20 protein-coding genes and 1 tRNA gene are annotated in these 17,783 nt (G+C 35.3%); 5 read left to right on the top strand and 16 right to left on the bottom strand.

The window, feature by feature from the left end:
• Positions 1 to 9: 9 nt before the first annotated feature.
• The 11 genes from trpB to ACYQ1E_RS14260 form a co-directional block, all read right to left on the bottom strand.
• Complete coding sequence (gene trpB / locus ACYQ1E_RS14310) at positions 10 to 1,176, bottom strand: tryptophan synthase subunit beta (RefSeq protein ID WP_459880786.1); 1,167 nt, start codon at positions 1,174 to 1,176, stop codon at positions 10 to 12.
• The gene (locus ACYQ1E_RS14305) at positions 1,173 to 1,793 is read right to left on the bottom strand and encodes a phosphoribosylanthranilate isomerase (RefSeq protein ID WP_459880783.1); all 621 of its coding nucleotides are present in this window, start codon (positions 1,791 to 1,793) and stop codon (positions 1,173 to 1,175) included. Before ACYQ1E_RS14305 ends, trpB begins: the two co-directional genes overlap by 4 nt.
• A 44-nt stretch (positions 1,794 to 1,837) precedes the next feature.
• Positions 1,838 to 2,608 (bottom strand): indole-3-glycerol-phosphate synthase, encoded by a 771-nt coding sequence (locus tag ACYQ1E_RS14300; RefSeq protein WP_459880780.1) that lies wholly within the window; start codon positions 2,606 to 2,608, stop codon positions 1,838 to 1,840.
• Positions 2,609 to 2,625: 17 nt separating this feature from the next.
• On the bottom strand, positions 2,626 to 3,621 hold the full coding sequence (trpD, locus tag ACYQ1E_RS14295; RefSeq protein WP_459880777.1) for an anthranilate phosphoribosyltransferase: 996 nt from the start codon (positions 3,619 to 3,621) through the stop codon (positions 2,626 to 2,628).
• On the bottom strand, positions 3,611 to 4,210 hold the full coding sequence (locus ACYQ1E_RS14290) for an anthranilate synthase component II (protein ID WP_459880775.1): 600 nt from the start codon (positions 4,208 to 4,210) through the stop codon (positions 3,611 to 3,613). The genes trpD and ACYQ1E_RS14290 overlap by 11 nt, the downstream gene beginning before the upstream one ends.
• Complete coding sequence (locus ACYQ1E_RS14285) at positions 4,191 to 5,594, bottom strand: anthranilate synthase component I family protein (protein WP_459880772.1); 1,404 nt, start codon at positions 5,592 to 5,594, stop codon at positions 4,191 to 4,193. The genes ACYQ1E_RS14290 and ACYQ1E_RS14285 overlap by 20 nt, the downstream gene beginning before the upstream one ends.
• A 91-nt stretch (positions 5,595 to 5,685) precedes the next feature.
• The gene (locus ACYQ1E_RS14280) at positions 5,686 to 6,465 is read right to left on the bottom strand and encodes a prephenate dehydrogenase/arogenate dehydrogenase family protein (protein WP_459880769.1); all 780 of its coding nucleotides are present in this window, start codon (positions 6,463 to 6,465) and stop codon (positions 5,686 to 5,688) included.
• Between the two features lie 23 nt (positions 6,466 to 6,488).
• On the bottom strand, positions 6,489 to 7,790 hold the full coding sequence (gene aroA, locus ACYQ1E_RS14275; RefSeq protein WP_459880766.1) for a 3-phosphoshikimate 1-carboxyvinyltransferase: 1,302 nt from the start codon (positions 7,788 to 7,790) through the stop codon (positions 6,489 to 6,491).
• On the bottom strand, positions 7,787 to 8,917 hold the full coding sequence (gene pheA / locus ACYQ1E_RS14270) for a prephenate dehydratase (protein WP_459880763.1): 1,131 nt from the start codon (positions 8,915 to 8,917) through the stop codon (positions 7,787 to 7,789). The genes aroA and pheA overlap by 4 nt, the downstream gene beginning before the upstream one ends.
• Positions 8,918 to 8,937: 20 nt before the next feature.
• Entirely contained in the window at positions 8,938 to 9,912 is a 975-nt protein-coding gene (locus tag ACYQ1E_RS14265; protein WP_459880760.1) for a 3-dehydroquinate synthase II, read from the bottom strand.
• Between the two features lie 17 nt (positions 9,913 to 9,929).
• Positions 9,930 to 10,730: a 2-amino-3,7-dideoxy-D-threo-hept-6-ulosonate synthase gene (locus tag ACYQ1E_RS14260; RefSeq protein ID WP_459880757.1), complete on the bottom strand. Its 801-nt coding sequence runs from the start codon at positions 10,728 to 10,730 to the stop codon at positions 9,930 to 9,932.
• Positions 10,731 to 11,063: 333 nt separating this feature from the next.
• Here ACYQ1E_RS14260 and rsmG point away from each other — a divergent pair, with 333 nt between their 5' ends.
• The gene (gene rsmG, locus ACYQ1E_RS14255; RefSeq protein WP_459880754.1) at positions 11,064 to 11,723 is read left to right on the top strand and encodes a 16S rRNA (guanine(527)-N(7))-methyltransferase RsmG; all 660 of its coding nucleotides are present in this window, start codon (positions 11,064 to 11,066) and stop codon (positions 11,721 to 11,723) included.
• Here the strand turns inward: rsmG and ACYQ1E_RS14250 are convergent.
• The gene (locus ACYQ1E_RS14250; protein ID WP_459880751.1) at positions 11,687 to 11,905 is read right to left on the bottom strand and encodes a hypothetical protein; all 219 of its coding nucleotides are present in this window, start codon (positions 11,903 to 11,905) and stop codon (positions 11,687 to 11,689) included. The genes rsmG and ACYQ1E_RS14250 overlap by 37 nt on opposite strands.
• Before the next feature lie 190 nt (positions 11,906 to 12,095).
• Between ACYQ1E_RS14250 and ACYQ1E_RS14245 the strand changes: the two genes are divergently transcribed.
• Positions 12,096 to 12,180 (top strand) — tRNA-Leu (locus ACYQ1E_RS14245).
• A gap of 417 nt (positions 12,181 to 12,597) precedes the next feature.
• Here the strand turns inward: ACYQ1E_RS14245 and ACYQ1E_RS14240 are convergent.
• From ACYQ1E_RS14240 to ACYQ1E_RS14225, 4 genes are all read right to left on the bottom strand, one after another.
• Positions 12,598 to 13,521, bottom strand: coding sequence for a manganese-dependent inorganic pyrophosphatase (locus ACYQ1E_RS14240; protein ID WP_459880748.1), 924 nt, complete (start codon positions 13,519 to 13,521; stop codon positions 12,598 to 12,600).
• Between the two features lie 357 nt (positions 13,522 to 13,878).
• Positions 13,879 to 14,241, bottom strand: coding sequence for an Hsp20/alpha crystallin family protein (locus tag ACYQ1E_RS14235; RefSeq protein ID WP_459880745.1), 363 nt, complete (start codon positions 14,239 to 14,241; stop codon positions 13,879 to 13,881).
• Positions 14,242 to 14,263: 22 nt separating this feature from the next.
• Positions 14,264 to 14,674, bottom strand: a complete 411-nt coding sequence (locus ACYQ1E_RS14230; protein WP_459880742.1) for an Hsp20/alpha crystallin family protein — start codon at positions 14,672 to 14,674, stop codon at positions 14,264 to 14,266.
• A 106-nt stretch (positions 14,675 to 14,780) separates the two neighbouring features.
• Positions 14,781 to 14,972, bottom strand: a complete 192-nt coding sequence (locus ACYQ1E_RS14225; protein WP_459880739.1) for a Trm112 family protein — start codon at positions 14,970 to 14,972, stop codon at positions 14,781 to 14,783.
• A gap of 211 nt (positions 14,973 to 15,183) precedes the next feature.
• Between ACYQ1E_RS14225 and ACYQ1E_RS14220 the strand changes: the two genes are divergently transcribed.
• From ACYQ1E_RS14220 to ACYQ1E_RS14210, 3 genes are read left to right on the top strand one after another with little or no spacing between them, the layout of a single operon-like run.
• Entirely contained in the window at positions 15,184 to 16,050 is an 867-nt protein-coding gene (locus ACYQ1E_RS14220) for a PHP domain-containing protein (RefSeq protein WP_459880737.1), read from the top strand.
• A complete protein-coding gene (locus tag ACYQ1E_RS14215) occupies positions 16,040 to 17,263 on the top strand; it encodes a peptidase U32 family protein (protein ID WP_459880734.1) in 1,224 nt (407 codons plus the stop codon). Before ACYQ1E_RS14220 ends, ACYQ1E_RS14215 begins: the two co-directional genes overlap by 11 nt.
• Complete coding sequence (locus tag ACYQ1E_RS14210; protein WP_459880732.1) at positions 17,263 to 17,676, top strand: YkgJ family cysteine cluster protein; 414 nt, start codon at positions 17,263 to 17,265, stop codon at positions 17,674 to 17,676. The genes ACYQ1E_RS14215 and ACYQ1E_RS14210 overlap by 1 nt, the downstream gene beginning before the upstream one ends.
• Positions 17,677 to 17,783: the final 107 nt, after the last annotated feature.

Below are 17,783 nucleotides of genomic sequence, written 5' to 3'. Positions count from 1 at the left end.
CTCCATTTTTTATTTCAAATGCTTAAATACAATATCCAGGTCTTTATCGCCCCTGCCTGAGAGATTTACAATTACATGGTAATTTTCTTTCACCTTACCTTTTAGATTTAATGCAAAGCTAAGGGCGTGTGAACTCTCAAGGGCTGGAATTATCCCTTCTTTTTTGCAGAGAACTTTAAAGGCCAAGAGTGCTTGTTCATCTGTTACGCAAACATATTCTGCCCTTTTTGTCTCCTTTAAATATGCGTGTTCAGGTCCCACACCTGGATAATCGAGCCCTGGGGCAACAGAATGAGATGGTAGGATTTGCCCATCTTCAGTTTGCAAAAGATAGGTTTTTGTTCCGTGGAGAATACCAAGAGTTCCTTTGTTTAAAGTGGCAGAGTGGTAGCAATTGGGAGTGCCTTCACCAGCAGCTTCAACTCCTGTTAATTTTACTTCCCTGTGTTCTAAAAATTCATAAAAGATTCCCATTGCATTTGATCCACCGCCCACGCAGGCAATTACATGGTCTGGAAGTCTATTTGTTTTTTCTAAAAATTGTTCCTTTGCCTCCTTTCCTATAACAGATTGAAAATCCCTTACCAGGGCAGGAAATGGGTGTGGACCAACAACAGAGCCAAGACAATAATGAGTATCCCTTTGATGAGATATCCAATATCTAAGGGCCTCATTTATTGCATCTTTTAATGTTTGGGTGGATGAATATACAGGCCTTACCTCAGCCCCCAAAAGCTCCATCCTCTTTACATTTGGAGCCTGTCTTTCTACATCCTTTGCACCCATAAAGACTATGCACTCAAGTCCAAGTAATGCTGCAGCAGTGGCTGTTGCAACTCCGTGTTGTCCAGCGCCAGTTTCAGCCACCAATCTTTTTTTGCCCATATACTTGGTTAAAAGTGCCTGACCAATTGTATTATTGATTTTATGGGCCCCACTATGGGCAAGATCCTCCCTTTTTAACCAGAGATTAAAGCCAAGTTCTGAGCTCAAATTCTTACAAAAGGTAAGGGGAGTTGGCCTTCCTACATAATCCTTTAATATTGAATTAAATTCTCTCTGAAAATCTTCTGATGGGACAATTTGCTCATATGCCTCTTCTAGTTCTATTAAAGGTGGCATCAATAGTTCTGGAACAAATTGCCCTCCAAACTCTCCAAAATATGCCTTCTTCATCTTAACTCCTTTATTTTTTTGTAAATGCCCATAATTTTATCTTTATCCTTTATGCCTTTAGATATCTCAACACCTGAATTTACGTCTATACCATCTGGAGATAACTCACACAAAATATCCTCTATATTATTTGAAGATATTCCACCAGCAATGATCCATTTAATTTCTTCTGGAATGGCCTTTAAAAAGGAAATATTTTTTATTTTTGTTCCATGTCCACCTCCTTTTATTCCTGCATCAAACAAAAAATATAAACATTTATTTGATAGCCTGTGTATTTCATTTAAAAATGCATTTTTATCTTTATATGCATCAGGCCATTTGGTTAAAATTATTCTATGTGTTCCTATTTTCTCGCAATCTGTTTCTGAATATTTTCCATGGAGCTGCACAAGATCCAGATTTGCATATTCAATTATCTCTAGAATTTCATGAGCAGAGTGATCCACAAATACTCCAACTTTTTTTGCATTTTTTGTACAAAAACTTTTTACCTTATCCACGGATATATATCTTGGGCTTTTTTTAAAGAAAATAAACCCAACTAGATCTACTCCAAGATCATCGCAAAACACAACGTCTTCATATCTGGTTAATCCACACACTTTTAAGAGCATTTAATTTACTCCTTATTTGAACTACCTCAATATCGCCCAATTTTTCAATCTAATTCCTTTACAAAATAACCAAGCACCTTTGCAGGGTCTTTGTGTTTCATAAAATAGGTACCTATCAAACACCCATCATATCCTATTTTTAACATTTCTTTCACGGTTTTAGGTGAAGATATTCCACTTGCTGAAATCCAGATCTCTTTATCTTGTTTTTTGGATATAAGGTTTTTAGAGGTCTTAATATCAACTTCTAAAGTATCTAGATTTCTATTATTTATAAGAAATAATTTAGCTCCACTTTTTCTTGCAATTTCAAGTTCATATGCATCATTTATTTCTACTACAGGCTCCAGACCAAGTAAATAAGAATAATCTATTAATTTCAATAATTGGTCATATTTATCTTTAAATAATTTGACAATTAACAAAACAGAAGATGCAGGTGTAGTAGCAGTATATTTTACCTGAATAGGGTCAATTATAAAGTCTTTTCTTAGAATAGGAACATTTATGTGTTGCAATTTATTCAATAAATCAAGGTCAGCATAAAAATATTTTTTTTCTGTAATAACAGATACACCAACAGCACCATTTTCAACATATTCCATTACTACTTCACACACATCTAAATTTTTATTGATAATTCCCATAGATGGGGATCCAATCTTATATTCTGCTATAATTCCTTTTTTGTGTTTCAGTGATTTTGATAACTTGGGTTTCTTATTTTTATAGGAGTCAGGAAAGATACCTTGATCCTCCATTTTTTTCAAATTATTTATTTCATCATATTTTGCTTGAATAAACTTATTTAACATATTTTTAATCCTGCATTTTAGTTAAAGGTTATATTGTTTATACCTTTATCTATCCTTTGCCTTGCTGATTTTACTGCATCTTTTAATTGCATATTTTCATTTAATAAATACAGGGCCATTCCCAAATTCAAAGCAACCATATCTTTTATAGGTTGTGGAGCCTTACCTTCAAAGAGCAATTTCATTATTTCCAATGATTGATTTTTGTCTTTGATCTTTAAATCTTGTTCACTGCATCTTTTAATCTCAAACTCTTCTGGTGTAATTGTAAATTTTTTTATATCATTTTCCTCAACTAGTATAACTTGTGTCTCTCCAGTAGGTGTTATTTCATCAAATCCATCTCCATGGACAACTGCTGCTCTTTTTATGCCTTTTAATTGCAATACTTTTGCCATGGTGTCCATATATTTTTTGTCCCCCACTCCTACTAGTTGATGGGTAGGATTTGCGGGATTTAGCAGAGGTCCCATTACATTAAAGATAGTTGGAATTCCAAGCTCCATCCTGACAGGAGCTACATGTTTAAATGCAGGGTGAAAAAAAGGAGCAAACAAAAACACAAAATTTTTACTTTTTAAAAAATTTTTTATTTCGACGGGTTCTTTTAAAAAAGGTACGCCTAACTCTTCTAATATATCAGCACTTCCGCATTTACTTGATACTCCCTTATTTCCATGTTTTACAACCTTGTATCCCATATCAGCAAGATATAGGGCAACTGCAGTGGAACAATTAAAACTCATCTTTCCATCTCCTCCAGTTCCACAGGTATCTATGGTTTTGTCTGATATATCTGTTACATCTACTTTTACTGCATATTTTAAAGCTGTTTTAACCGCGGGAAAAAGCTCAGATGGGGTTTCTCCTTTTGTTTTTAAGCCAAATAAGAATGCCCCAGCCTGGGATGGAGTAAGTTTTCCCTGAAATAGGTCATCAAAACACTTTATTAATAAATCTTCAGCCACATCCTGTTTGTTAGCTAATGCTAAAAGCGCTTGTTTAATTTCCATCTTGTCCTCCTTTTATTGAAATCTTTATGAAGTTTTCTATGATTTTTGGACCTGATTTACTGAGTATTGATTCTGGATGAAATTGGACACCATACCATGGCCTATCCTTAAAACCAATTGCCATAATCTCTCCATCTTCACTTTTTGCTAATATTTCAATGTCCATTGGATTTTTAACCCTTGGTTTTGAGATCACTAAAGAGTGATATCTTGTAGCAATAAAAGGATTTTCCATGTTTTCAAATAATGGACTTTTTTTAAATTTTATAGAGGATGTCTTTCCATGCATGATTTTTTTTGCCTGAGATATTTGATAGCCAGCAAAATAACCAAGAACTTGATGTCCAAGACATACTCCTAGCACAGGCATATTGGGTGGGATTTTTTCTAAGAGCTTAAGACATAGTCCACTGGATAGAGGCCCTCCTGGCCCAGGCGATAAGATAATCCCTTTTAGTTTTTTTTCTTTAAGATGTTCAAACATACCCACATCATCATTTCTAAATACCTTGGGAAATACATTTAATTTTTGAAAAATTTGCACTAAGTTGTATGTAAATGAGTCGTAATTATCTATTAGCAAAAACATCTGTACCTCCCCCATTGGTTAAAACTTGATATATAACCTTTGCCTTATTATGGCATTCAATCCATTCATTCTCAGGTTTTGAATCTGCAACAATCCCTGCTCCAGCTTGCCAAAAGACCTTTGAGTTTTTTATCCAGAGTGATCGTATAATTATTCCTGTATCCAGGAAGTGTCTTTCCTGTGATACTCCTAACCAGCCAACTGCCCCAGCATATGGCCCACGGGGGATCTTTTCCATTTGAGATATAATTTCCATTGCCCTGATTTTTGGTGCACCAGATACTGTTCCTGCGGGAAAAGTTGCACAAATAATATCAATGGCATCTAAACCCTCTTTTAATCTGGCAACAACATAGGATGTTAAATGCATAACATGGGAGAATTTTTCTATTTCCATAAATTTGCTTACTTCAACAGAACCAGGGGCAGCTATACGGCCAAGGTCATTTCTTCCAAGATCTACGAGCATCACGTGCTCAGCCCGCTCCTTTGGGTCATTAATAAGGTCTATTGCGAGTTCTTTGTCCTCAAGTTCGGTTTTGCCCCTTTTCCTTGTTCCAGCAATGGGCCTTACCTCAACAATGTCATTTTGACATCGCACCATGAGCTCAGGAGAGGAGCCAATTAAAGTAATATCCTCTAAATTCATAAAAAACATATATGGAGATGGATTTGTCTGCCTGAGTCCCCTGTACACGCTAAAGGGTTCTCCTGAAAACTCAGATGAAAATCTATTTGACAATACAACCTGAATAGCTTCTCCCTGATATATGAGATCCTTTGTCTGTTTTACTGCCATGATGAATTCTTCTTCTTTGAAAGACGAGTGAACTTTGCCTATTTTATGTTTAGCATTTAAATTGATCTTATCTTTAGCTTCTGTTAATTTTTCTCCATCAATGGAGATGTAATAACATTTGAGATGGAGGTGATCGTAGAGGATCTGTTTTCCAGGAAGGATAAAAATGGATTCAGCATCATTGATATCCATGTGGCTTTGAAGTTTTGGTTCAAAGAGTCCAATACACTCGTATCCAATATATCCAATAAGTGATCTTGTGATTGGAGGAAGATTTTGCTCTGATGGTTTAATAGAGATAATTTTTAAAATCTCTTTAATGGCTTTAAAAAAATCCTGTCCTTTAAATTTTTCTATATTTGAAAATTTAGGATCATAAGCTTTTACCTCCATTTTTCCATTTTTTAATTTAAGCTGCAGTCTAAAATCCCATGCAAGGAGGCTATATCTTCCAAGCTTTCCATCTACTTCAGCGCTCTCAAGGAGTATGCCTTTGTCTTTACCAACAAATCTCAGGTAAAGGCCAATTGGTGTGTGCACATCAGCAGGATATGTAGTTATAGTTTGATTGATTTCAATAGTCATACAACTCCTCCTAAAAATATGGTTAAAAAAAGGCCGCATCCCTTTTGGGGGATGCGGCCCTCAATTAATCCTTTATTTAAAACACCCCTTTTTAGGGCGCACCCCCCTTATTTTTATCCACTTTCCACCACCACCAAGCCTTCTGCACTAAAAGGTCCAGATCACCTGCAGATGCCAGATTTAAATAAGACCTGAATTTCTTCACAGCTTCATGGGAATAGGGATTTGACTCAAATAGGTTCTGAAAAAGAGAAAAATCTTCACACAACATCTTTTTTGCAGACTCAATGCGTCTTTTAAAAGAGGGAGTAATGAATCTAAGAAGAGACTCATCACCAGAAAAGGCAGCAAAATAAGAAAGTGTTGTTACAAAATTGAGCCCTTGAATAAAGGCCATTGCTCGGTCATGTTGTTTTGCAGTGCATTCAAAAACATCACAACCAATAGAAATAAATATATCCTTAACCATTTTTAATTCATTATCTCCTCGCCCCTTTACAATGGCAACCTTTAAAGGGTGATCAGGCTCGGGGTTTGGACCAAATAGGGGATGGGTCCCAACAACAGGACCTAGATAATTATTCAACATGGCCTCCATTGGAAGCACCTTTACTGAACATATATCAACTAAGATAGTGTCTTTGTTTAATCTATCTTTTAATTTAACCACAACCTCCTTTATGGCATGAATTGGAACACATAACAGTGCCATGTGAAGATCATCAAAAATATCCTCGACTGCCGAAAGCTCAAGGGGTCTATCTATACCGTGTAGATTAAATCTCCCATGGGATCTAAACTTTTTTTCAAAAAACGACCCCATTGCACCTTTGTTTCCCACAATGAGTATATTTTTTATTTTTTTATCCATTAAATCACAAATAATTAGCTTAATTAATTTTTTATTTTTTCCCAGATATCAAAAAAATTTGGAAAAGATTTGGCTACACAACTCTTATTGTCCAGTTTTACTTTAATTCCCTTAAGCTCATACAAAGATAAACTCATTGCCATCCTGTGGTCTGCATATGTGCAAAAAGAAATTTCCTGGCCAAGGGGTAAGGGATTTGGCTCAATTAAGAGCCCATCATCAAATACCTCCACCTTTGCTCCAACCTTTTTCACCTCATTTGCAACTCCCATTAACCTATCACTTTCCTTTAATTTTAAGTGTTCAACTCCTGTAATTACACTCTTTGAGTCTGCCATGGAAGCAAGCACTGCCACAGTTGGCACAAGGTCTGGACACTCTTTCATATTAATTTCAATACCATGAAGATTAGAAGGATGTGCTACCACTGCATCTTTGTCCCACAAAATTCGTGCCCCCATTTTTGTCAAAATATCTAAAATCTTTCTATCTCCTTGTAGAGAATCTTTAAAAAGTCCTCCTATTTTTAACCCACTTTTTAAAAGAAGTCCAGCAGCTACCAGATATGAAGCATTGGACCAATCTCCTTCAACAAAAAAATCACAGGGCTTATATTTTCCCTTTTTAACTACAAATTTTATCTTGCCAGGTTCAACATAAGTTATTTCACCTAGCTCCTTTTTTATCCATTTATCTTCTTGGGCCTCATAGATTGATACATCTATGCCAAATTTCTTCATGGTCTGGATAGTCAAACCCACATAAGGCCAAGATACAGTCTTTTTGCCAATTACATGGATTTCCATATCCGCCTTTGCCATGGGAGCTGCCAAAAGCAGACCAGATAGGTATTGTGAAGATTTTTCTAAGCTTATTTGTGTAACACCTCCTTTTAACCCTTTTGACCTTATGGTAAAAGGGGGATATCCTTGCTTTTCATTATAGGAGATTTGGCAACTTAATGAAGAGAGAACGTTTATGAGCTCTCCTATTGGCCTTTTGTGCATACGACCTTCCCCAAACACAAAAGCTTCAATACCCTCTATAGCACCTACAATAGGGGTAATTAGCCTACAGGTGGTTCCAGATTCACCAACATTTAATTTTACTTTTTTATCTGTCTTGTATTCCTTAATTCCTTTTATTTCTATTTTTTCTTGAGAGATAGTGCATTTTGCGCCTAAAGCAATACAACATTCAATGGTTCTTTTGGTATCATCACTGATTAAAGGATTTTTTATTACAGATGTGCCTCTACTTAGAGAGGCACACATAATGGCCCTGTGGGTCAAGGACTTACTTGGAGGTGCAGAAACTTGTTTCATATTTGGCTCCTGGACTCATTTATTAGTTCTCCTGGCAAATCTATATATGGACCATTTGGATAACTTCCCAGGATCCTCAAAGTGTGACAGGAGTGTTTAAGATCCTTTAAAAGCGCCTTGTATTGTTCTTTGCTGAGATCGCACTCAACGTCGCAAAAGAATACGTATTGCCACTTCTCGCCCCTCAATGGCCTGGATTCTAACTTTTTCATATTTACATTTTCCATGGCCAGCAAGTTTAAAACCCTTGCCAATGAACCTGGTTTATCAGGAAGAGTAAAGAGCAGAGATGTCTTGTCCCTATTACCTTGTGGTGGTTCATCTGAGCCTATTATCAAAAATCTAGTCCAGTTTTCAGGCAAATCTTCAATTCCTGTCTCTAGAACATTCAGTCCCAAGTTTGCAGCAAGGGCAGGGTGGGCAATTGCTGCTGCTTTTTTATTCTGGCTCGCCATTTTTGCCCCTGCAGCAGTGCTATCCACAGGAACAATTTTCACACCAGGCAGTCTTGTCTTGAGCCACAAAGAGCACTGTTGTAATGCCTGGGGATGGGAATAGACAACCTCAATGTCCGATAGATTTTCACTAAGGGAAAGAATACTGTGACTTATCTTACAAAAGATCTCTGCCTGGATATAGACCTGATATTTTAAAAACATATCCAGACTCTGACCAACAGTTCCCTGAAGGGAGTTTTCAAGGGGGATAACTCCAAGCTCTGCCTCCTTGTTTCTAACAGCCTTGAACACGTCTTCTAAGATAAATTTTGGAAAGTAAGTGGCTGAGTGTCCAAAATAATGGAGTGCAGCAAAATAAGAAAAAGTACCTTCAGGACCAAGGTATACTATCTTTTGAGGACGCTGAAGGCTCCTGGAAGATGACAATATCTCACGATAAATTGCAAGTAAGTGTTCCCTTGGAAGAGGACCTGGATTTGCCTTTACCAATTCTTCTAATATGTCCTTTTCTCTAAATGGTTTAAAAATGCTTTCTTTACTATGTTTTTTTATCTTTCCAACTTCTAAACTATATTCAGCCCGTTTATTTAAGAGCTCAAGTATCTGTCTATCTATTTTGTTTATTTGCTTTCTAATTTCTTCTAGTTTTGAGTTAATCTCTTCTGACATCCTTATCTCCTGCCAAGAATTTATTTTTCTTTTATTTCTTCTTTAATCCGCATACCAAAGTGTCTTCCAGCATCGTCTATTTTAACTAAAACCTCATCTCCTTGTTTTAACTTTACAACAGATACAGGAGATCCATCCTTTGCTACCAATCTTATTGTCTCGGCATTTTGTAAAATCACATCTCCCTTTTTACCTGAAGTCTCCGCACTTATTAAAAGTAGGGGTCTTATTTCAATCTTAACTCTTCCTACTGAGCTAAGCAGGGTATTTCCCTTGCTATCTACAATAAGTACTTCATCCCCTGATTTTAATTCTTCCAGATATGATGTTTTATCTCCAGGCCTTAATACATAAGAATGAACAGCTCCTGCATTTATTCTAAAGGGTCTTGCAGCAACATATGGATTTTCTTCTGTCTCTGCATGAACGAGAAAAGTAAAGGCAGAGGAGTTTCCAACAAGCATCCCCTGCCCCGTATTTAAAATAGAACAAGTATCAACACAAACCCTGTGACCAAGACCAATGGTTTTTATTTGAGTAATTTTTGCTACTTCAAGTTTCACTTTTTCTCCAGTGAGCTTTAGCTCTTTTACAATTTCCTTTATAAATTCTCTACCCTCTGGCAAAATAACTAGAAAATCCACGCCCTTTTCTAAGATTCCAGCAGCAACTTTGGCCTCTTCTAGATTTTTGACCTCAACTCCAAGTCTTCCTTCTTGCACAGCCAAAAGATTCTCAATTGGAATAATCTCCCAGCCATGGGTTATAAGGACATTTTTCCCTTTTTTTAAAGATTCTTGTGCCAAAAGTTCATCTTCTTTTGAATTTAATGTGATTATATCAAAATCCTCTGGTGTAGTTGTATTTATTCTCCCAAGGGTAGTTACATCTTTTATCTTATCTTGTTCTACCAGAATAGCATCTACACCAGATTCTAGGGATAAAGTCACAAGTTTTTTATCAAAAGGTATGGCCTTTACTATTATCTCTTTCATAAGCCTACTATTGCTCCTTATTTTTTATTTATAATTTCAAGGGCCTCATCAACACTCATATCTTCATGCACAATCCCGTGAAGGGCCTTAACCAAAGTAGCAGGGTCGTCGTCCTGGAATATATTCCTACCAACAGATAAACCTGCTCCACCGGCCTGTATAGATTCATATACCATGGTCAAAATCTGTTTTTTATTTTCCATCTTTGGCCCGCCTGCAATCACAACAGGAATGCAACATGCGTCTACAACTTTACTGAATGATTCTACATCTCCTGTATATGGTACTTTTACCACATCTGCCCCAAGTTCTTCTCCAACTCTAGCGCAATGGGCTACTATTTCAGGATCATATCCATCTTTTATCTTTGGACCTCTTGCATATACCATTGCAAGTACTGGCATGCCCCATTCTGTAGCCTTACTGGTTACTTTTCCAAGGTCAGCAAGCATATATCTTTCTGTCTCGTCCCCTAAATTTACATGCACAGACACTCCATCTGCACCGAGCTTAATTGCATCTTCAACTGTGCCAACAAGGGTCTTGGCATTGGGAAATGGAGATAGTTGAGTACTGGCAGATAGGTGAATTATCAGTCCTACATCTTTTCCATGTTCTCTGTGTCCACATCTCACAAGACCTTTATGCATTAAAACAGCATTTGCTCCGCCTTCTGCAACTTTGTCCACGGTTTCTTTTAAATCCACAAGTCCATGAATTGGTCCAACAGTAACGCCATGATCTAATGGAACAATAATAGTCCTGCCAGTATTTCTGTTAAAAATCCTCTCAAGTCTAATTGATTTGCCCAGATGCATTTTAAACCTCCTTTTTGTTTTTTTATCCGGGCCAAAGCTCCTTAAATCAAAAGCCAACGACCATAAAAAAAGGCCGCTGGCTTCTGGAGCCTGCGGCCTTTTGACTTTTTTTGGGTTGTATTTACATCACACCACCCGGGCCACAGACTCCACCCCTAAAATACCAAAACCAAAAATAAAAATAGCTAAAATAAAAATTAAATGAGGTGGATTCTAGCCCGAGTTTTGTCTTCATGGATTCTATGAATACTTACTTTAAAAAAAATGTCAACTAAAAATTTTTTTATCAAAATTGCAATTGTGTTTTTTGGATTTTTTTTTTAAAATTAAGTTATGGATGTTAATTCATTAGAAAAACACATTTTAAGAAAAATTGCTGATCATACAGAATTAAATCTAAGTATAGAAGAAATAAAAAAAATTACTCTATACGTAATTCATTTAAGCAAATGGACAAAAAAAGCCAATTTAGTTGGGATAGAAGATCCAAAAACAATTTTCGATGAACTCATAATAGACTCTATCTATCTTGCTGATTTTATTTTAAAAAATTTTTCAAAGAAAAAAAATTACTATAATTTTAAAATCTTAGATATTGGTGCTGGCGCAGGCATTCCAGGCATACCTTTTCGAATTTTATACAAATGGGGCGAATATCTTATGGTTGAACCAAGAAAAAAAAGGGGGGTATTCCTAAATTTAATGGTAAAACTCCTTGATCTAAAAAATACAAAAGTATTTTTTGGAAACATTGAAGAACTTAAACAAAAGGACTTTGATTTGTGCTTATCACGGGCCTTTTGTAAGTGGGATAGATTTTTAAAACTCTCTAAAAACTATTTAAAACAAACGGGGTATGTTTTAATTTTTTCAAACTCCAGGTGGAATGTTCAAAAGTTAACGGATTTTTCTTTTATCACCCAGCATTCTTATGTATTGCCTTCAAAAAAGGAGCGTTATTTTTGGTTGTTTTCAAAAAAAGCTCCCAGTTGAGTATTTTTAAAAATAATCTTGGTTGCTGCTTCATCTGCAACTTCACCTAATTCCATAAGTTTTTCTAAAAAATCCAATATCTCATATCTTCTTTCTTCTGTAGAATATTCAAAATCTTCAGCTAAATTTCCAGACTTAAGGTATTCAATTAATTCATCAATATATTTCTCATCTAAAATCATATATTTTAACTCCTTTGATAATTTGATAACTGTTTAGAGATGTGTAGTAAACTCAAATCACAACTTTCATAATATAAATGTAAAATTCAGTAAAGTTATATAATGTTGACCTAACTGGCCTCACTGGCAATTAAAGAAAAATCTATACTTGACATGTAATTGTAAATGAAATAATATATTGGGTACTTAAGCCGGGGTGGCGGAATTGGAAGACGCACGGGACTCAAAATCCCGCGGGCCTCGCGCCCGTGAGGGTTCGACTCCCTCCCCCGGCATTTTTATTAGGTGCTTATAATATTTTTCGTAGACAGTTAATTATTGTTTGGAAGGCAGCTATTTCCATCCATTACAATTTCATCGGTATTAATTCAGCCTCTTTTAACAGAGTCTTAATTGTAAGTGCCAGCATATCAGGAGGATAATCCCCTTCACGAAGTCTTTGGTTGTAGCAATAATTTTGTGAAAAAATTTTATTAATATTTTTTAGCTCAATAAAAGAATTTAGCATCATCCCTGTAGGGTGAGATTGTCAAACAACTCCATTTTAAGGTTTATAAAAAAGTAACAAGTAGCAACTTGTCTTTCATCCTACTATTTTCATACTTTTTTTCTTTTAAACTCCTTATCCAACCTTTGTGGGGGCATCACATGTATTTGTGTTTAGGAACTAAGGGCCCTTACGGGCCCATTGTTTAACTAGCAAAAGCCTTTTCTAAGTTTGGAACCACCTGTTTCTTTCTAGACATAACTCCGTCAAGCCATACCCTATCACCTTCAGGAGACTTTCCAAAAGCTTTTTCAACAATAGAAGGATCATTAGATGCAATAAGCATAAGGGAGCCTTCCTTCATAATATCTGTAAGGAGTAAAAATACACTGTGATATCCACCCTCTTCTTTTAGCTTCTTTATATCTTCGGCAAGCTGTTCTTTTACTGGGTCTAAAATTGTTAAATCCACAACCTCCAGTTGTCCAATTCCCACCTTGTTGCCGCTCATATCAAAGTCTTTATAATCTCTCTTTACAAGGTCCCTAATTGGCGTGCCTTCTACAGCAGATTTGACCTTGAACATCTCAAGACCTAGGGTCTGTAAATCATCTATTCCAGCTATTTTTGCAAGTGCTTCTGCTGCTTCTTTATCCTTGTCTGTACATGTTGCAGATTTAAAAATAACGGTATCACTTAAAATTGCACAGGCCATTATTCCTGCTATATTTTTCGGAATCTCTACACCAAAGAAATCATACATATTTTTTAGGACAGTGCATGTGCAGCCTACTGGCCATGTCCAAACTTCCACAGGATTTGGAGTGGTTACATCCCCTACCTTGTGGTGATCAACTATGCCAAGGATTTCTGCCTTGTCCAGGTTATCAAGAGATTGAGAAATGTCTGAGTGGTCCACTAATATCACCTGTTTTCCTGTTCCGTCAGTCATTATTTCCGGGGCCTTTACCCCAAATTTTTCCAATACAAACTTGCTCTCATTATTGAGTTCTCCCTGAACAACAGGAACACACTCTAAACCCATCTTGCTTTTGAGGTCAGCCAGAGCAATTGCTGCGCACACAGAATCGGTATCTGGGCTTTTGTGCCCTACTACATATACTGCCATATCTACCTCCTAATAATTTTTTGTGAATATAAGTTAATTTACATAGACAAGACTTTGTGAAAACTAGCACAAGATTTTTAAAATGCCAAGTCTTAACATACGCATTTTATCAAGAATTTTCCGTCAGATTTTTACTACTTTCAAAAGGCTTGTCATTGACCGTCCTTGACTTGAGGTGTGTTACCGGGAATCTATCCTTAATAGGCTTTTTGTAAATCAAAATTAGCTACTTTATTATTGGGGAAAATTCCATTTCACGCTAAACCAAGACATTAAAAAAAATTCCTCTTAAAAAAAAACAAAAAATAACGGAGCCACCCCAAAAGGCGACTCCGTTACCAAACAATTATTTTTTCCTTATTCGGCCTGTATCTCAATCTTCTTTGGTTGCAATTTTTCTGCCTTTGGTAAGGTTAGTGTCAAAATACCATTTTTTAAACTTGCTGAGATCTTCTCTTTATCCACTGCATCTGTTAAGGTGAATTGCCTTACATATTTCACATTTCCAAATTCACTTCTCAGTAAATCCTTGCCTTCAAATGTGGGAAAAGCTGTCTTTGCCTCAACAGTCAATACATCATTGTCTACTGAAATGTTTAAATTCTCCTTTGGAACACCAGGCATATCCATTACAATGTAATATGAATTATCTTTATGCATTATATCTGTAAAAGGTTGAACCTTTGGATATTCTTTCTTTTTTACAACTTCATTTCCCATAATATCACCCCCTTTTTTTAATTTATGATTCGATTTGAATCTTCTTTGGTTTTATCTCTTCTGCCTTTGGTAATACTATTTCTAATACTCCATTTTTCATTTTTGCACTTATTTTTTCTCTATCAACATCAACATTCAGATTTATAATCCTTTGAAAGTGGCCTGTCGGTCTTTCTTGACGAATGTATTCAGCATCTTCTGATTTTCTTTCACCCTTCAATATTAAACTTTTATCTGCAATAGTTAGATCAAGATCCTTTACATCAACTCCAGGAAGCTCCATTACAACATAGATGTTGTTATCATCTTCTGCAATATTCATTGGTGGATAAGCAAGTCTCCTTTGACTAATTTCTAATGGAGCCCACATTTCATCAAAAAATTTTTCTATTGTCCTTGGTATATCATAAAGTGTATTGAAATCTAGTACCATATTACATCACCTCCTGTTTTTATTGTTTTCATTTTTATTTTATTTCCATTTCTAACATAAACAATAATATCAAAACAGGAGGTGTCAAGGGGAAAAATAAATTCTATCATTTATTTTTATTTATAAAGTCTTCTAATTTAATTGCCTCTTCTATAAGCATAATGGGTATTTCTTCTTTTATTGGATATACCAATTTACACTGATGACATATAAGTCCATCTTCTTCTTTTGTAAGTTCTAAATCACCCTTACACTTTGGACATGCCAAAATCTCCAACAGTTCCTTATTTAACGCCATAAGCTCCCTCCTTAAATATTTTTTTGTTTATTCCATGAAATCTCAAATTAAAGGTGCTAATAGTTTTGAATTTTCTTCAGGTTTTGTCAAAATATTTAAAAAATCTATAAAGGGTAATTTTAAATTTGGAGAAAAACCTTGTATTTGACTTAATTTAAATAACCAAATAAAAAAGATCAAAGGAATTTTTATAACAAATGGGGATAAAATTATGGATTATGTTGACCTGCATGTACATACCACTGCATCAGATGGGACTTATTCCCCAACTGAAGTGGTTCTTTTGGCAAAGAAGATTGGGCTTAAGGCAATTGCAATTACTGACCACGATACAACCAAAGGATTGGAAGAGGCCTATCTGGCTGGTGAAAGAGAGAAAATAGAGGTAATACCTGGATGTGAACTGAGCGTTGAATATCCTAGGGGACAGATGCATATTGTCGGGCTCTGGCTTCCATTACAACCAAAGCACCTTTTGAGCGAACTTGAATATCTGAGAAACAAAAGACACGATAGAAACAGACAAATAATAGAAAAATTAAAAGATGCTGGAATAGATATAACTTATAACGAGGTATTAACCATAGTTGAAAAGGGCTCTACAGTTGGAAGGCCACATATTGCAAGGGTTCTTGTTGAAAAAAAAGTGGCCAAAGACATAAAAGAAGCCTTTGACAAATATATTGGGCCATCTGGCATTGCATATGTACCAAAGACAAAGTTTTCTCCTAAAAAGGCCATATCTATTTTAAAAAAAGAAAGCGCAACTGTAATTTTAGCACATCCTTATTCCTTAAATTTAACAAAAGAAGAATTAAAAAAAGAACTCATAAAACTCAAACAATATGGTTTAGATGGTATGGAAGTCTATTATTCTGAACATACGCCTGAGCACACTGAAATGTATCTTGGCCTGTGCAAAGAATTGAATTTACTTATTAGCGGCGGATCAGACTTCCATGGCACTGTAAAAAAAAATATTGAACTTGGATGGGGAAGGGGAAATTTAAAAATACCCTACACCTTAGTGGAAGAAATGAAGAAATACAGGCAAAAAAGGGGGCTTTTTGTTGCATAGACCAGAGCTTCTTTGTCCAGCTGGCAATATGGATAGACTCACAACCGCCTTAACATATGGAGCAGACGCTGTTTACCTTGGAGGAGAAAAATTTAACCTTAGGGCAAAGGGTGCGAATTTCTCAAATAAAGAGCTAGAACAGGCTGTATCACTTGTAAAAAAGCACAAAAAAAAGGTCTATCTTTGTTTAAATGCTTATTTATATGACCATCAAATTTCTGAATTAAAGTCATATCTGGACGAAATTGACCACATACCATTTGATGGAGTAATATGCGCAGATCCAGGAGTAATAGAGATACTAAAAAAAGACTATCCCTCATTCCCCATTCACTTATCTACTCAAGCAAACACATCAAACAGCTATAGTGTTGGGTTCTGGAAAAAATTCGGGATAAAGAGAATAAACATTGCCAGGGAGACAAATTTAAAAGACCTAAAAAGAATAAGATATGCACATCCAGATATAGAACTGGAAGTCTTTATTCATGGCGCAATGTGTATGGCAATTTCTGGCAGGTGCCATTTAAGCGCCTATTTAAACAATAGATCTGCTAATCAGGGACTTTGCACCCATCCATGTAGATTTTTATATAAAATTAAGGGCATTGCAGTAGAAGAAAAGGAACGACCAGACAGAATACTCTGGGAATATTTTGAACAAGATGATTTTAGCGCATTTTTCGCAGCAGAGGATTTATGTTTGATCAAATATTTAAAATGGTTTTGTATTAACAAAATTGATGCATTAAAAATAGAGGGCCGTAATAAGACAAGCTCATATTTAGGCCCTGTTATTGATGTCTATAATTCAGCATTACAGGATCTGCAACTGAGAAGATTTAGATTAGATCTTTACTTAAAAGAACTAAGAAATAGTACAACAAGGGTATGTAATACAGGATTTTTTTTACCAGGAATGAGAAAGAATATTATTGAACCAGCAAAAAATAAAAATCCAGTTGTGTTTAAAGTAATAGAAAAAATATCATCTGACAAGTATTTAATATCAGTAAGACATAAGATAGACATATCAAAACCATTAGAAATCATTATACCAGGTCTTATTAGACCTAAAATAGAACCAAATACATACGCTTTTGAAGATGATGATGGAAATTTAATTACAGAAGTAAATTCAGGAATTAGCTGTTATTTTAGATATGATAATGAATATTTAAAAGAAAATTTTTTAGTTAGGGGTTATTTATAATGGATTTAAAAAAATACTTTTTTTCAGGGGGAATTAAATTTGAATGTATACAATGTGGTGCTTGTTGTACTGGAGAACCTGGAACTGTTTATGTGACAGAAGATGAAATTAAAAAAATAGCAGATTATTTAAATATAGACGAAAAAAAATTAAAAAATGAGTTTTTATATCCATATAAAGATTCATATAGCATTAAAGAATTAGAAAATGGAGATTGTATTTTTTATAAAAATAAATTATGTACCATTTATCCTGTAAGACCAATGCAGTGCAAAACATATCCATTTTGGCTTGAAAATTTAAGAAATGAAAAAATTTGGAAAGAGGTTGAAAAAGAGTGTCCAGGAATAGGAAGAGGAAGGTTATATAGTGCAGAAGAGATAATTGAAATAATATTAAAAAGTCCATTATAGTCTACGAGTAAAAGTCCAATCCAGGTAAATTTTTTATCATGTATTTTGTTTAAAATAAACTTATAGAGTTTTTCTCTTGGCTTTAAGGGAGTTTTCATATATATTTT

The sequence above is a fragment of the Desulfothermus naphthae genome (assembly GCF_054657475.1).
Note: the sequence above shows the minus strand (reverse complement) of the source record. Positions and strands in the feature narration are given on the sequence as shown.